Source organism: Jannaschia rubra (assembly GCF_001403735.1).
GTDB lineage: Bacteria > Pseudomonadota > Alphaproteobacteria > Rhodobacterales > Rhodobacteraceae > Jannaschia > Jannaschia rubra.
The window spans coordinates 1-14,856 of sequence record NZ_CXPG01000016.1 but is presented as its reverse complement, the minus strand read 5'-3'; the positions used below and the strand labels follow the sequence as shown (position 1 = coordinate 14,856).

Sequence of the window (14,856 nt, the reverse complement as noted above, 5' to 3'; positions counted from 1 at the left end):
ATCTTCAGCGAGGATTAGATGCCGAAGCCGCCGCTCACCGCGCTCAGGGCGTTCGAGGCCGTCGCACGGCTCGGCAGCTTCGGGGCTGCGGCCAAAGCGTTGTTCGTCTCGCAATCGGCCGTCAGCCACCAGGTCCGTCATCTTGAGGACTGGCTGGGACGGCCGCTGTTCGACCGCAGGGGCCCACGGCCGCGGCTTCTGCCACATGGGCGGGATCTCGCCCGCGACCTGACGCTGGCCCTGGGCGGCATTGAAGCGGCCTGCGACCGCGCCCGGGCACAATCCGAATCGCAGTCCCTGGTCATTGCCGCCATTCCGTCCGTGGCGGTATGCTGGCTTATCCCCAGACTTCCGGCCTTCCGGGCGGCCTATCCCGATATTCCCGTGCGGATCGTCTATTCCTTCTTCGGACATGAGATCGACGTCAGCACCGTCCACCTGGCCTTCGTCTATGCCCCGACGGTGCCTGCCCTGACCGGGATGCGGACGGAGCGCTTCCTGTCCGGCGCAAGCGTGCCGGTCTGCAGCCCCGCCCTGATCGACCGATATGGCGGCACGATCCCACCCGGCCGGGGTTTTCTCGACGTGGGCCTCCTGCACGACACGGACACGTCGGGATGGTCCGCGTGGTTTTCCCGCTCCGGCAGCACGTCGCCCGCGACGTTCGAAGGCCCGGTTTTCGAGGACTTCAACCTTTTGCGCGCGGCGGCCCTGTCCGGCCAGGGCGTCGCCTTATGTCCCACCGCCATGATCGAAAGCGATCTGGCCCAGGGGCACCTTGTCCGACTGTCGGACGTCACAGTGCTCGAAGGGTTCGGCTACTACCTTCTCTCGCACGATCCGGAACATGATGTCACGCTGTCGATGGCAGCTACCTTCCGGAATTGGGCTTTTGCGGCACGAGATGGAACGGAATTTCCGGGGACGATCTTGGCCTGACTCAGCACATCATTCGCAGGACTGTCAGATACGAGGGCCGTACAGTGACGGCATACGCGTCAACTGCTGGAATCGTTGCCATCTTGCCCCTGCAGTATCCCGGGCGACAAGTGTTTGAAACTCTCAAGTCGAACTGTTGCTTGGGCACCTGCCCTCCGGTGGAGTTCAACACTTTTAGTGCGAGGAGAATCCCTTTGTCGGATTTCAGCCTTAAGAGGAATGCCCGTCTTCGCATCCAAACATTCCGCCAGAGAGTGAACCGCCGGCGCCACCCGCTTGACGCTTCGATATCGCCGACATGCTTCGCGTTTATCGAATTGACGTCGTTCCCGTCCGGCGTTACTTCATTCTTCGAATGAACAGGGAAATCGGAATTTCCGGTCGGACCAAGGGCCCCAAAGCCGCCATGTCGATGCCTCGGCACGTTTCCGGGGGTTGCTCCAGCGAGACAGCATAGACGTATCTCCGCTGTCCAACTGGCGATCTAGCAATTGCCACCCGCTGTCGTCCCTGACTGAACCGGAGTGAAGACGGCGAGCCGCCCCCTGCCCGTCCGCTTCGCTTCGTAAAGCGCCTTGTCCGCATCGAGAATCAGACGTTCAGTGTCCATCTCGTCATAAAAGCCCGACATCGTAAGGCCGATGCTGCCCGAGATACGGCAGACATGTCCGTCCCAGTCGATTGGAATCTCCAGACGCGAGATGATGCGGCCTGCGATGCCGCGAAGCATGTCCACATCGGCGCAATTGTCGAATGCCAGCATGAACTCGTCGCCCCCTACGCGCGCGACCAGGTCCCCCTGCCGCACCTCCTCCCGAAGGATCCGGGCCACCTCCGCCAGAACCCGATCGCCGGCCGCATGACCAAGCGTGTCGTTGACGGTCTTGAAATAGTCGAGGTCCAGATGCATCAGACCGAAGCGCGCTCCCTTCCTGCCGACAAGCCGCGACAAATGCTCGTCCATCGCCCTTCGGTTCCGCAGTCCCGTGAGCATGTCGGTCACCGCGTCCTCCTCGGCGAGTACGCGAGCTTCCTCAAGCCGCCCGCTCAGGTTTCGATATTCGGACAGGACAAGCTTGTGCGCTTCGATCAGGTAGAGAACGTCCACGATCGGATCAGTCTCGAAAAAGTCCTTGGCCGTCAGCGAGTGACGGCTGAGCGCCGGGGCCGGATTCGCACCGAGTGAAAAGCTGATCATGGCCTGGCCACTGACCAGCGGGATCACCATTGCCCGGAGGGATGTACGCTCTTCGCCGGGTCCGACCTTTCTCTCGGTCAACAATTCCGCGCGCAACTTTCGCCCGCTATGCCCGATCATCGCATCATAAGTCGCGGGGAGCGTGGGATGGGTAAACCTGACTGCGCGATCGACAGTCGCGCCCACGACGCCGGCGGCGATCTTGCCGACGGTCGGGCCGACGTGAACGACCAGCCCGGCCCGATCCACGACCATGGACATCGGAATCATACCGTCCAAAACATCCTGATGGAGCGTGACGGTATTCACACTCCTAATCCCAGCTTGAATTCCTTGGGTTCCTGGAAAGCCTGTTCGATGACATGGATGGAGATCACTTCGATCGAGAGACCGTCCTCACGTCGGAAATCCGTCGTCTCGATAAGGGCCAGCGCGCCGTAATCATCCGCCATCGCACGGAACATGCCCGTGAGAAGTGCGGCGGCACCGGCCATCTCCCACCGCGCAACGACCTCGAACCGACCGGGCCCTACCTCGGTCACCAGGAACTCCGGGAAGTCTATGCCCGGCAGCGCAAGCTTCGCCCGCTCCTGCATTTCGTCGAACGAATGGATCAGATCGACATAGTTTCGACCGGAAAACCGGATCAACCGCCGCACCGGTTCGAGCGGCGGATGAGTGCAGATCCAATGGCCGACGTCCTCGATCAGAGCGAGCGTTTCGCGCTGCATCTCCTGTGCGGCGGCTGCTATCAGACGCAACATCATCTCCTTGTCATGGACGCGCAGCGCTTCGAACGTTTCGAAGGGAAGTTCCGCACGGGCGACGATACGCCCCCATGCTTCGGCGCCGCGCCTGTCTCGAACGAACCCCTCGAGGGACTTGCAGATCAGACCGTACATTGAACTCTCCGGAACAGCTTCCCTCGAGGTCTTTGAAGCAGTCAGCCCTGAATATCGGGTTAAGATCGGGCGCGCAGGATCCCCTGTGCGATCAGCCAATCCGTCAGATGGGTGACGTCCGGTAGAACCACCGATGCATGGGCCGATAGCGTTGCGCGATCGAGCGTACCGGTTAGCACACCCACGGGAAACAGGCCGGCGCCGAGTGCGGCCGCCATGTCCGTCAGGCCGTCGCCGACCATCGCGACCTCGTTCCGCGCAAAGCCCAAGGCATCCGCAAAGTCCGCAGCGCCAGCGGGGTCGGGCTTCGCACCAAAACCGGTGTCGCAGCCGATCAGGCGATCGACCAGGGGGGCCAATCCCATCTGTTGCAGATGATGCCTGGCCTCCTTCTCGTCAGCATTGGTCAGAACGCCAATGGCCAGTCCGCCCTCTCGCAATTCCGCAAACAGGCGGGGGAGGCCGGGCACCGGAACTTGCCGGACTTCGCGCGACCGAAGCGCCAGCCAAGCCGAAAGCCTGTGAACCTCCCAACCGATCCGCTCGGCAACCCGGGCCGTTGTGATGTGACCGGGCGCCGTCACGAAAAGGCCGTCGGAAAGGATGCGGCCGGTCTTCATATCGAAGCCGAAGGCCGCACCGATCTCCACCGGGTCGTACCCGCTGTCTCTCGCCAGCGCTGCAATCATGCCAGGCATCCACCATTCCCAGGTCGCACGGAAATCAGTAAGCGTGCCGTCCTTGTCGAACAGGATCGCGCGTATCATGCTGGCATCCTTGCGAGGCAACGTCGGTCAATCCACGCGGACGGCGCCAAGGATCTCGCCCGGACGGCCGTCTTCCGCGGATTGCGCGATCACCGCTTGCCGAAGTCCCGCCGCGGCAGGGGGGATGGGCACCGAGACTTCGTCACCGTTCCAGTCGGCCAGTTCGTCCCAAGAGACGACGACGTTGTGATAGGTGATCTCCTTACCGGCATTCTCTCCTGCGAGGACGCGGACAGTGGCTTCCGGAATGTAGCCCACCAGGATCAGGGCGCCGGCACCTGGCCCCGGCATTGCCACGACCTCTCGCCCGTCGGCCGTGGACGCGATGCGCAGCATGTCCTTGGACACCGCCCCATGCACCTCGAGCAGGTCTGCCATCTTCATGCCGGATACGCCCGCGACCTGATCAATGCCTCCAATTACGAATTGGGGTGTGTAGACGACGTTGGACCTGACGTTTTCGGCGTAGGCACGCTGTCGTTCGCTGAAGGCGGGTTTGGCGAATGTGTCGGACCAACCGATCCAGTCCCAATAGTCAACGTGAAGCGACAGGGCCAGAACGTCCTCCCGCGCCGCAAGGTCGCCCAGCAACTCATCCGCCGGAGGACAGGACGAGCATCCTTGGGACGTGAACAGCTCGACTACAACAGGGTCGGCAGAGGCGGTCGCACCGCCAAGGGTAAACGAGGCCATGAGAGACAGGATCAATGTGCGCATGAAAACCAGCGTGTTCAAAACAGGGACAGAGCCTGACCCATCTACGCGTTGAACCGGCTCCCAGCCAATCACCCCTTGGTGAAGGTCACAGATGGCGGGGGCGCCGGTCGGTCACGAGGTACGGCCAGCGGATCGGTCCGGGCAAGCATCGCCAGGCGCGGCAGGCGCCAGAGATCGGCCAGATAGCAAACGGCCCATACGGAGAGGACGAAGCGTCCCTCGATCTCTCCGGGCGTCACGAGAGCGAGGATCAGGAGGCAGACCTGAGCCAACCCCACGGGAAACGACCCGAGATAGAAGCGATGCGCGCCGAAGACGCCCAAGATCAGCCAGAGGGCGTAGGCCACGCCAAGGCTCTTGCTGCGTACGGGCCTGCGGTCCGGTCTTTTCCCCGACTCGTTCTCGATCCACATTTCAGGTCCACCTTTCGGCACCGATTTCCTGATTTCCGATGTCGCAGTTTCGCCAGACGTCGCCGCGTGCGATATCGATCACGAACCGACGGCGTCCGTCAGGCAGGTGCGGCCAGTCCCACGTCCAGTCCGATACGCTGCCGGCGCTCCATGACGTCACGGTCGACGAGGCCGGGAATGAGAAACGCATCGACCAGAACCCAGATGCCCCAAACCGCAAGCAGGAAGAAACCGATGAGGATGACGCTGCTGAAAAGACCGAGCCAGAAGAGCAGCAACTGTGCGACGCCCGCGCCGGTCGAGCCAAGATAGAAGCGGTGCGCCCCAAAAGCCGGTAGGAAGAACCAGAGCAGATATGCCAAACCGGCGCTTTTCTTCTCGTTCGTCACCCGCTGTTCGACCAGCATCATCTGTTCCGTCGTCAGAGCCATGATCCGTCTGCCATTTTGAAAGCCATTCAGCCGGACATTGCGACCAATTCCTTAAGGTCCGGTAAAAATCGCATCCGACACGAAAACGGGGCCCCGCAGGGCCCCGTCGTCATACGCTGCAGACCGCATCAGGCCGCGGCCAGGTTCCGCAAGACGTAGTGCAGGACACCACCGTTCTTGATGTAGTCGATCTCGACTTCCGTATCGATCCGGCACTTCAGCGTGATCTGCTTCTCGCTCCCGTCGGCCATCTTGATGGTCGCCGGAACCTCCTGCAGGGGCTTCACGTCCTCAAGACCCAGGATCGATACCTCCTCCTCGCCGGTCAAGCCGAGGGACGTGCGGGTATCGCCGCCGGTGAACTCGAACGGGATGACGCCCATGCCGACGAGGTTGCTGCGATGAATACGCTCGAAATTCTCGGCGATCACGGCCTTCACGCCCAGCAGCGCAGTGCCCTTGGCCGCCCAGTCGCGCGACGATCCGGCACCGTACTGCTCACCGCCGAAGACCACGAGCGGCACGCCCTTCTCCTGCCAGGCCATGGCGGCGTCGTAGATCGACGTCTGCTCACCGTCCGGTCCCTTGGTATAACCACCTTCGACACCGGACAGCATCTCGTTGCGGATGCGGATGTTGGCAAAGGTGCCGCGCATCATCACCTCATGGTTGCCGCGGCGGGATCCATAGCTGTTGAACTCCCGCACCGGGACCTGCCGGTCTATCAGGTACTGTCCGGCGGGCGAGCTTTCCTTGAACGATCCGGCGGGGCTGATGTGATCGGTCGTGATCATGTCGCCCAGAACCGCCAGCACACGAGCCGACTTGATGTCCTCGATCTTGCCGGGTTTCGGGTCCATGTTCTGGAAATAGGGCGGATTCTGGACGTAGGTGGAGGTCGGCGGCCAGTCGTAGGTCTCGGACTGGGGTGTCTCGACCGCCTGCCACCTCTCGTCGCCCTTGAAGACGTCGGCGTATTTCTCCTGGAAGGACTCGCGCGTGACTGTCTTCTCGACCAGGTCCGCGATCTCCTTCGAGGTGGGCCAGATGTCCTTGAGGTAGACGTCGTTGCCGTCCTTGTCCTTGCCCAGCGATGCCTTGCTGATATCGACGTTCATGTCGCCGACCAGCGCATAGGCCACGACCAGCGGCGGCGAAGCGAGGTAGTTGGCGCGCACGTCGGGGCTGATCCGGCCCTCGAAGTTGCGGTTGCCTGAAAGGACGGACGTCGCGATCAGGTCGGCATCGTTGATCGTCTTGCTGATCTCGGGCGCCAGCGGACCGGAGTTGCCGATGCAGGTCGTGCAACCGTAGCCCACGAGGTTGAAGCCGATGGCGTCCAGATCCTCCTGCAGGTCGGCCGCTTCCAGATAGGCCGACACGACCTGCGATCCGGGGGCGAGGGACGTCTTGACCCAAGGCTTCCGTGTCAAGCCACGCTCCCGCGCCTTGCGGGCGACAAGGCCGGCGCCGATCATGACATAGGGGTTCGACGTGTTGGTGCAGGACGTAATCGAGGCGATGACGATCGACCCGTCGTGCAGCTGGTAATTGCCGTCCGGGCTTTCGACGTTGCCACGAACGTGGTGGCCTTCGTCGCCGGGAATCTCGACCGGTTCGGGCGCGCCGCCTTCCCCTTCCCAGCGAATTTCGGCGCGAGGCGTCGCATCCTTACCCGAGCGGATGCCCTTGACGTATTCGCCGAAAGCCCTTGCCGCTTCGGTCAGGGCGATGAAGTCCTGCGGCCGCTTGGGGCCCGAAATGGCGGGAACGATTGTCCCCATGTCAAGGCTCAGCGTGTCGGTATAGATCGGCGCATAATCGTCGCCGCGCCAGAAGCCGTTCTCCTTGGCATAGGCTTCGACCAGCGCGATGCGGCCCTTGTCGCGGCCGGTGTTCTCCAGATAGCGCAGCGTCTCGCCGTCGATCGGGAAGAACCCACAGGTCGCGCCGTATTCCGGCGCCATGTTCGCGATGGTCGCCCGGTCGGCCAGCGGCAGGTTGTCGAGACCCTTGCCGTAGAACTCCACGAACTTGCCGACGACGCCCTTCTCGCGCAGCATCTCGACAACCTTGAGGACGAGGTCCGTGCCCGTCGTCCCCTCCATCATCCGACCGGTCAGCTCGAAGCCCACGACTTCGGGAATGAGCATCGAAATGGGTTGGCCCAGCATCGCGGCCTCAGCCTCGATGCCGCCCACGCCCCAACCGAGGACGGCGGCGCCGTTGACCATGGTGGTGTGGCTGTCGGTCCCGACGAGCGTGTCGGGATAGGCAACTTCCTCACCGTTCTGGTCCTTGTCGGTCCAGACAGTCTGGGCGAGGTATTCCAGGTTGACCTGGTGGCAGATGCCGGTGCCCGGCGGCACGACGCGGAAGTTGTCGAAGGCGGTCTGGCCCCACTTCAGGAACTGATAGCGTTCCATGTTCCGCTCGTATTCCCGATCCACGTTGTGTTGGAACGCACGCGGATTGCCGAATTCGTCGATCATCACCGAATGGTCGATCACTAGGTCCACGGGGTTGAGCGGATTGATCTTCTGAGCGTCGCCACCCAGTGCCTTGATGCCGTCGCGCATCGCAGCAAGGTCCACCACCGCCGGCACGCCGGTGAAGTCCTGCATCAGGACGCGGGCCGGGCGATAGGCGATCTCCCGCGGGTTGCGACCGCCTTTTTCGGCCCATTCGGCGAAGGCCCTGATGTCGTCCAGACTGACCGTACGGCCGTCGTCCTCGAACCGGAGCATGTTCTCCAGCACGACCTTCAGCGCGGCGGGCAAACGGCTGAAATCGCCCAGCCCGGCCTCGGACGCCGCCGCGATCGAATAATAGCTGACCGAAGCGCCGCCGGCGTTCAGGCTGCGGCGGGTCTTGGCTGTATCGGTTCCGACTTGAACGGTCATGGCTGTCTCCGGAGATATGGCTGGGATGCTTGAAAGGGTCATGCCCCAACGTCCGTCGCGGTTCAAGGGGTTCCGGTATGCAATCGCATACAATGTGATCGGGCCCCTCCCCTTTCCCGGTCGAGGCAGCTAGAGGGGCAGGATGACGCTGACCATCACCGACCTGTCCTGCCGCCGCGGCGAGACGACCGTTCTGCACGGCGTGACCTTCGCCGTGGGCGCGGGCGAGGCGCTCGTCCTCCGCGGGGCGAACGGGGCGGGCAAGACGACGCTGCTGCGAACGCTGGCGGGGCTGACGCCGCCGATGACGGGATCGGTCGTGCCCGACCTCTGCGCCTATGCGGCCCATGCCGACGGCCTGAAGGGACAGTTGACGGTGGCCGAGAACCTGACGTTCTGGGCGCATGTCTTCGGCACCCGCGACATCGCGCCGGCCGTGGTCGCCTTCGACCTGGCCCCCCTTCTGTCGCGCAGAGTGGCGGACCTGTCGGCGGGGCAGAAGCGCCGCGCCGCGCTTGCCCGCCTGCCGCTGACCGGGCGGCCGGTCTGGCTGCTGGACGAACCGACGGTCTCGCTCGATGCCGACAACGTGGCGCGGTTCGCGGCGGCCGCGGGTGCGCATCTGGCCGGCGGCGGCAGCGCGGTCATCGCGACCCATATCGACCTGGGGCTGCCGGGCGCGGCCACGCTCGACGTGTCGCGCTTCGCCGCAAGCCACGCGCCCGATGCCCACGATCCCTTCGCCGAGGCCGTGGAATGATCGCCCTGCTCCTGCGCGACCTGCGCCTTGCGATCCGCGCCGGGGGCGGCTTCGGTCTTGGGCTCGCTTTCTTCCTGATCCTCGCCACGCTGGTTCCGCTGGCGGTGGGACCGCAGCCCGACCTGCTGGCCCCCATCGCGCCCGGCATCCTCTGGCTGGGCGCGCTTCTCGCCTGCCTCCTGTCGCTCGACCGGATCTTCGCGCTCGACCTCGACGACGGATCGCTGGACCTGCTGGCCACGGCGCCACTGCCGCTCGAAGGCGTGGCGGCGACGAAGGCGCTGGCGCACTGGCTGACCACCGGCCTACCACTGGCCATCGCAGGGCCCGCGCTCTCGCTTCTGTTGTTCATGCCTGCGCCGGCTGTGCCATGGCTCGGGCTGTCGCTCCTCCTTGGAACGCCCGCCCTGTCCTGGATCGGGACGTTCGGGGCGGCGCTGACGGTGGGGTTGCGGCGCGGGTCGCTCCTCCTGTCGCTGCTGGTCCTGCCGCTCTACATCCCCACTCTCGTCTTCGGGGCCGAGGTCGTGCGCCGTGGGGCCGAAGGCCTGTCGCCTGCCACCCCGCTGGCCCTGCTCGCCGGCATCACGCTGGGCTGCATCGGCCTGCTGCCGTTCGCCACGGCCGCGGCATTGCGCATCAATCTGAAGTGAGGCCGCTTGCCGCCTTGCCCCCGACTACTTAGGACACCTCCATGTCAATCTGGGAATACGCCAACCCCCGCCGATTCATGGCGACATCGACCGCTGTCCTGCCTTGGGTCTGGACGGCGGCGGCGGTTCTTTGCGCGACGGGGCTGATCTGGGGGTTCTTCTTCACGCCCGAAGACTACCGGATGGGGTATTCGGTCAAGATCATCTACCTGCACGTCCCCTCGGCCTTCATCGCGATCAACGCCTGGTTCATGATGCTGGTCGCCTCGTTGATCTGGCTTGTGCGCCGCCACCACGTCAGCGCGCTTGCCGCGCGTGCCGCCGCCCCCATAGGCCTCGTGATGACGGCCGTGGCGCTGCTGACGGGGGCGATCTGGGGCAAGCCGATGTGGGGCACCTATTGGGAATGGGACCCGCGCCTGACGGCCTTCCTGATCCTGGGCCTGTTCTATCTGGGTTACATCGCCCTCTGGTCCGCGATCGAGGCAGCCGATCAGGCGGCCGACCTGACGTCGATCCTCTGCCTGGTGGGTACGGTCTTCGCGGTGTTGTCCCGCTATGCTGCTCATTTCTGGAACCAGGGGTTGCATCAGGGCGCATCGTTGTCGCTGGATGCCGAAGAGAACGTCGCGGACGTGTTCTGGCTGCCGCTGGTGGTGTCGCTGGCAGGGTTCGTTCTGTTGTTCATCGCACTGGTGCTCGTCCGGACACGCACGGAAATCCGCCGCCGCCGCATCCAGGCGCTGGCCGCGCGGGAGCGGCTGGCGTGATGGATCTGGGAAAGTACGCCTTCGACATCCTGCTGGCCTACGGGCTGTCTGGCATCCTGATCCTGGGCCTTGTCTTGCAATCCGTACTGGCGTCCCGCGCCGCCCGCAAAAGGCTGGAGGAGGCCGAGAAATGAGATGGCTCGCCCTGATCCCCGTGGCCCTGTTTGCCCTGCTCGGCGGGTTCTTCGTATCCGGCCTCTACCGCGATGACCCAGATGCCCTTCCGTCTGCGTTCATCGGGCGACCCGCGCCGCAGTTGACCCTGTCGGTCATGCCGGGACAGACGCCGCTCACTCCCGCCATGCTGACCGACGGACAGGTCAAGCTCGTGAACTTCTGGGCCAGTTGGTGCGTCCCTTGCCGCGTGGAACATCCCCAGCTCGAAGCCCTGTCCGAGGTCGTTCCCGTCTATGGCATCAACTACAAGGACTCGCGCGACGGCACTTCCGACGCCGCGCAGGCGTTTCTGGACGAACTCGGCAACCCCTATGCCGCGATCTCGGCGGACGATCAAGGTCGGACCGGGATCGACTGGGGCGTCACCGGCGTGCCCGAGACTTTCGTGATCGACGGCGAGGGCGTCGTGCGCCTGCGGTTCGCGGGGCCGATCACGCAGTCCGTGGCCACCGACACGATCCTGCCCGCGATCGAGGCTGCACGCGCGCCCTGACCCTGCGGGTCAGCTGTTGAAGCGCCATCCTTCGGCCTGGCGCTGCACCCAGTTCCAGCTCGACGCGCACATCTCCTCCAGCCCGTGTTCGGCATGGAAGTCCAATTCCTGCTGCGCGCGCGCCGGATCGGCGTAAAGCTTCGGCACATCGCCTGGCCGCCGCCCGACGATCCGATACGGCAGGTCGCGGCCCACGGCCGCCTGATAGGCGGCGTGCATCTCCAGCACCGATACGGGCGTTCCCGTCCCGATGTTGAGAGTATGCGCCCGCCCCGCCAGCAGCGCGTCCAGCGACTGCACATGCGCCCGCGCCAGGTCGACCACGTGGATATAGTCGCGCCAGGCCGTGCCGTCCGGCGTGTCGTAGTCGTCGCCGAAGACCTGCAATTCGGGCAATTCGCCGAGGGCGACCTTGGCGATGAAGGGCATAAGGTTGTCGGGGATGCCCTGCGGGTCTTCCCCGATCAGACCGGTCGGATGGGCGCCCACGGGGTTGAAGTATCGCAGGATGCCGACGACCCACGGGTCGGCCTGCGCGGCCTGCGTCAGGATGTTCTCGCAGGTGAGCTTGGTGAACGCATAGGGCGAGGTGTGCGACAGGGGCGCCGTCTCGGAGATGGGGAACACCTCCGGCTCGCCGTAGACGGTCGCGGTGGAGGAAAAGACGATGCGCCAGACGTCCGCCGCCTTCATCGCCTGCGTCAGCGTGATGAGCCCCCCGATGTTCGTCTCGAAATAGTCCAGCGGTTTCAGCACGCTTTCGCCCACGGCCTTGCGCGCGGCGAAATGGATCACGCCGTCGAAGGTGCGCGACGCGAAGGTCCGGTCGAGCACGTCGCGGTCCAGCACCGACCCGCGCACGACATCGACCTCACCGCCCGTCAGTCGCCCGAGCCGGTCAATGACCGACGGATCGGCGTTCGAGAAATCGTCGAGGATCGTCGCCTCGTGCCCTGCATCGCGAAGCGCGGCATAGGTATGGCTGCCGATATATCCGGCTCCGCCGGTCAACAAGATACGTGGCATGGAACCTCCGGTTTGCGGGCCTTTCCTAGCCTTCCCGTCCGCCGGACGAAAGGCCGGCAAAAAAGGGCATGCGCATCCTTGCCGGCGTGACGCGCGTGGCGCGCCCCCTTTCGCCGCTCCCGCTTCTGGCCTATCTTGCACCCCGATCACACAAGATAGAGCAGCAGCATGCCCGACGACCTTCTCCACGGCGCCGAGCCCGAGAAATACGACGCCTCATCCATCGAGGTTCTCGAAGGCCTGGAACCCGTCCGAAAACGCCCCGGCATGTATATCGGCGGCACGGACGAGCGTGCGTTGCATCATCTGGTGGCCGAGGTTCTGGACAACTCGATGGACGAAGCCGTTGCCGGCCACGCCAATCGCATCGAGGTGGAGCTTCACGCCGACGGCTCGCTCACGGTGCGCGACAACGGACGCGGCATCCCCATCGACCCGCATCCCAAGTTTCCCGACAAGTCCGCGCTGGAGGTCATCCTCTGCACGCTGCACGCGGGTGGCAAGTTCTCGGGCAAGGCCTATCAGACGTCCGGCGGCCTGCACGGCGTGGGGGCCTCGGTCGTCAACGCCCTGTCGGATTCCATGATCGTTCAGGTCGCCCGCGACCGGGAGCTTTGGGAACAACGGTTCAGCCGCGGCATCCCCTTGGGCCCCGTGCAGAAAATCGGCGCCGCCCCCAATCGTCGTGGCACCACGACCACCTTCCACGCCGACGCCGAGATCTTCGGCAGCCATCGCCTGAAACCCGCCCGCCTGTTCAAGTCGATCCGATCCAAGGCCTATCTGTTCTCGGGCGTCGAGATCCGCTGGAAGTCCGAGATCGACGACGGCGAGACGCCCACCACCGCAACCTTCCACTTTCCGGGCGGCCTCTCCGATTACCTGTCGGAAACGCTGGGCAAGGCTGCGACCTATGCAGACGCCGCCTTCGCTGGGACCGTCGATTTCCGTGAACGGTTCGGCATGCCGGGCAAGGTCGAATGGGCGATCAACTGGACGCCCTCGCGCGATGGCTTCATACAGTCCTACTGCAACACCGTGCCCACGCCCGAGGGCGGCACGCATGAGGCGGGTTTCTGGGCCGCGATCCTGAAGGGCATCAAGGCCTACGGCGAGCTTGCCAACAACAAGAAGGCCGCGCAGATCACCCGCGACGACCTGACCGCCGGGGGCTGCGCGCTGGTGTCATGCTTCATCGCGGAGCCGGAGTTCGTGGGCCAGACGAAGGACCGCCTCGCCACATCGGAGGCCGCCCGACTGGTCGAGAACGCGGTCCGCGACCGGTTCGACAACTGGCTGGCCGGCGACACGAGGGCCGCGGGCGCCATCCTCGACTTCCTGATCCTGCGCGCCGAGGAACGCCTCCGCCGCCGGCAGGAAAAGGAGACCGCGCGCAAATCGGCCACTAAGAAGTTGCGCCTGCCCGGCAAGCTGGTCGATTGCACGCAGAACAACCGCGATGGCACGGAACTGTTCATCGTCGAGGGCGACTCGGCCGGCGGCTCCGCCAAGATGGCCCGCGACCGCCGCACGCAGGCTCTGCTGCCGCTTCGTGGCAAGATCCTGAACGTCCTGGGTGCGGCCTCGGGCAAGCTGTCGTCCAACGTGGAGATCAGCGACCTGTCGCAAGCGCTCGGCGTCGGGCTCGGCACGAAGTTCAACATCGACGATCTGCGCTACGACAAGGTCATCATCATGACCGACGCGGACGTGGACGGCGCGCATATCGCCTCGCTCCTGATGACGTTCTTCTTCACGCAGATGCGGCCAATGATCGACGCGGGCCATCTCTACCTCGCCTGCCCGCCTCTGTTCCGCCTGACGCAGGGGGCCAAGCGGGTTTACTGCCTTGACGAAGCCGAACGCGACCTCTGGCTGGCCAAGGGTCTGGGCGGAAAGGGGAAGATCGACGTCTCGCGCTTCAAGGGTCTGGGCGAGATGGACCACAAAGACCTCAAGGACACCACCATGGACCCCGCCACCCGAAAGCTGATCCGCGTGACGGTCGACGAGGACGCTCCGGGCGAAACCGGGGATCTTGTGGAGCGGCTGATGGGAAAGAAGCCGGAACTGCGGTTCCAGTATATCAGTGAGAATGCGCGGTTTGCGGGGGAGTTGGATGTTTGAACGTTCTGCAGCCCCTCCTTCATCAGTCTTACAAAATCTGCTGGATTGGTAAGATAATTTCTATAAGAGTTCTTAATGATTGCAGGCGTAGATGATCTAACATAGACCACGTGAGAACACTTCGGATCGCTAATAAGCTCTTCTTCTCGCTCAACAGCTCTTGAAGCTTTGGTAAACCCGAAAATCTCTAGTGTATCATCAGTTCCAAATACGAGAATCGTATGTTCTTTGATCCTCTCTACTCCGGCCTGCTCTCGAAGCTTGCCCGGCCTATCTAGAACGTTAAACTTTTCCCCTCTATCCGGCTCTGTTGCACAAATCCTGTGAGGGATTCATCTCGCGAATTCAGCGCGGTAGCTGGGATGGATGAGCAGACACATACCCCCGACTTACAAGACCAGGAACTGGCCCGCCTACAATGAAGCGCTCAAGCGCCGGGGCTCACTGACTATCTGGTTCGATCCCGAGATCAGTTGGGAGGCTGCGCCGACCGGCAAACGTGGTCGACAGCAGATCTACAGCGATACCGCCATCCAGACATGCCTGACGATGAAGGTTCTGTTTGGCATGGCGCTACGGC

General features: G+C 63.9%; 16 protein-coding genes. 8 read left to right on the top strand and 8 right to left on the bottom strand.

Translation table 11 applies throughout. The features are described from left to right. The first annotated feature begins 18 nt into the window (after positions 1–18). Positions 19–939: a LysR family transcriptional regulator gene (locus JAN5088_RS07935; RefSeq protein WP_055682295.1), complete on the top strand. Its 921-nt coding sequence runs from the start codon at positions 19–21 to the stop codon at positions 937–939. 484 nt (positions 940–1,423) lie between these two features. On the opposite strand, the gene JAN5088_RS07930 is transcribed toward JAN5088_RS07935, so the two are convergent. The 7 genes from JAN5088_RS07930 to acnA all read right to left on the bottom strand — a co-directional run bounded on the left by JAN5088_RS07930 (position 1,424) and on the right by acnA (position 8,270). Next, positions 1,424–2,446, bottom strand: coding sequence for a GGDEF domain-containing protein (locus JAN5088_RS07930; protein ID WP_143115013.1), 1,023 nt, complete (start codon positions 2,444–2,446; stop codon positions 1,424–1,426). After that, the gene (locus tag JAN5088_RS07925; protein WP_055682293.1) at positions 2,443–3,039 is read right to left on the bottom strand and encodes a heme NO-binding domain-containing protein; all 597 of its coding nucleotides are present in this window, start codon (positions 3,037–3,039) and stop codon (positions 2,443–2,445) included. The genes JAN5088_RS07930 and JAN5088_RS07925 overlap by 4 nt, the downstream gene beginning before the upstream one ends. A gap of 59 nt (positions 3,040–3,098) precedes the next feature. Continuing rightward, positions 3,099–3,806 carry an HAD family hydrolase gene (locus JAN5088_RS07920; RefSeq protein WP_055682292.1) on the bottom strand — a complete coding sequence of 236 codons (708 nt, stop codon included), beginning with the start codon at positions 3,804–3,806 and terminating at the stop codon, positions 3,099–3,101. A 27-nt stretch (positions 3,807–3,833) separates the two neighbouring features. Beyond that, positions 3,834–4,499, bottom strand: coding sequence for a DUF1223 domain-containing protein (locus tag JAN5088_RS07915; RefSeq protein WP_267885372.1), 666 nt, complete (start codon positions 4,497–4,499; stop codon positions 3,834–3,836). Between the two features lie 92 nt (positions 4,500–4,591). Beyond that, positions 4,592–4,936, bottom strand: a complete 345-nt coding sequence (locus JAN5088_RS07910) for a TM2 domain-containing protein (RefSeq protein WP_055682290.1) — start codon at positions 4,934–4,936, stop codon at positions 4,592–4,594. 98 nt (positions 4,937–5,034) lie between these two features. Continuing rightward, positions 5,035–5,367 carry a TM2 domain-containing protein gene (locus JAN5088_RS07905; RefSeq protein ID WP_055682289.1) on the bottom strand — a complete coding sequence of 111 codons (333 nt, stop codon included), beginning with the start codon at positions 5,365–5,367 and terminating at the stop codon, positions 5,035–5,037. 128 nt (positions 5,368–5,495) lie between these two features. Continuing rightward, the gene (acnA, locus tag JAN5088_RS07900) at positions 5,496–8,270 is read right to left on the bottom strand and encodes an aconitate hydratase AcnA (RefSeq protein WP_055682288.1); all 2,775 of its coding nucleotides are present in this window, start codon (positions 8,268–8,270) and stop codon (positions 5,496–5,498) included. 142 nt (positions 8,271–8,412) lie between these two features. On the opposite strand from acnA, the gene ccmA reads away from it, so the two are divergent. From ccmA to JAN5088_RS07875, 5 genes are read left to right on the top strand one after another with little or no spacing between them, the layout of a single operon-like run. Next, the gene (gene ccmA / locus JAN5088_RS07895; RefSeq protein ID WP_055682287.1) at positions 8,413–9,030 is read left to right on the top strand and encodes a heme ABC exporter ATP-binding protein CcmA; all 618 of its coding nucleotides are present in this window, start codon (positions 8,413–8,415) and stop codon (positions 9,028–9,030) included. Further along, entirely contained in the window at positions 9,027–9,683 is a 657-nt protein-coding gene (gene ccmB / locus JAN5088_RS07890; protein WP_055682286.1) for a heme exporter protein CcmB, read from the top strand. Before ccmA ends, ccmB begins: the two co-directional genes overlap by 4 nt. Before the next feature lie 41 nt (positions 9,684–9,724). Then, positions 9,725–10,453 carry a heme ABC transporter permease CcmC gene (gene ccmC / locus JAN5088_RS07885; RefSeq protein WP_055682285.1) on the top strand — a complete coding sequence of 243 codons (729 nt, stop codon included), beginning with the start codon at positions 9,725–9,727 and terminating at the stop codon, positions 10,451–10,453. Beyond that, positions 10,453–10,587 (top strand): heme exporter protein CcmD, encoded by a 135-nt coding sequence (gene ccmD, locus JAN5088_RS07880; protein WP_055682284.1) that lies wholly within the window; start codon positions 10,453–10,455, stop codon positions 10,585–10,587. The genes ccmC and ccmD overlap by 1 nt, the downstream gene beginning before the upstream one ends. Beyond that, positions 10,584–11,123, top strand: a complete 540-nt coding sequence (locus JAN5088_RS07875; protein WP_055682283.1) for a DsbE family thiol:disulfide interchange protein — start codon at positions 10,584–10,586, stop codon at positions 11,121–11,123. The genes ccmD and JAN5088_RS07875 overlap by 4 nt, the downstream gene beginning before the upstream one ends. 9 nt (positions 11,124–11,132) lie before the next feature. Here the strand turns inward: JAN5088_RS07875 and galE are convergent, their stop codons facing one another. Further along, entirely contained in the window at positions 11,133–12,149 is a 1,017-nt protein-coding gene (galE, locus tag JAN5088_RS07870; protein ID WP_055682282.1) for a UDP-glucose 4-epimerase GalE, read from the bottom strand. A 168-nt stretch (positions 12,150–12,317) separates the two neighbouring features. On the opposite strand from galE, the gene parE reads away from it, so the two are divergent. Together parE and JAN5088_RS18230 are read left to right on the top strand one after the other, a co-directional pair. Next, positions 12,318–14,276: a DNA topoisomerase IV subunit B gene (gene parE, locus JAN5088_RS07865; RefSeq protein ID WP_055682281.1), complete on the top strand. Its 1,959-nt coding sequence runs from the start codon at positions 12,318–12,320 to the stop codon at positions 14,274–14,276. A gap of 366 nt (positions 14,277–14,642) precedes the next feature. Then, on the top strand, positions 14,643–14,856 hold a 214-nt coding region (locus tag JAN5088_RS18230; RefSeq protein ID WP_199502148.1), incomplete at its 3' end, for a transposase.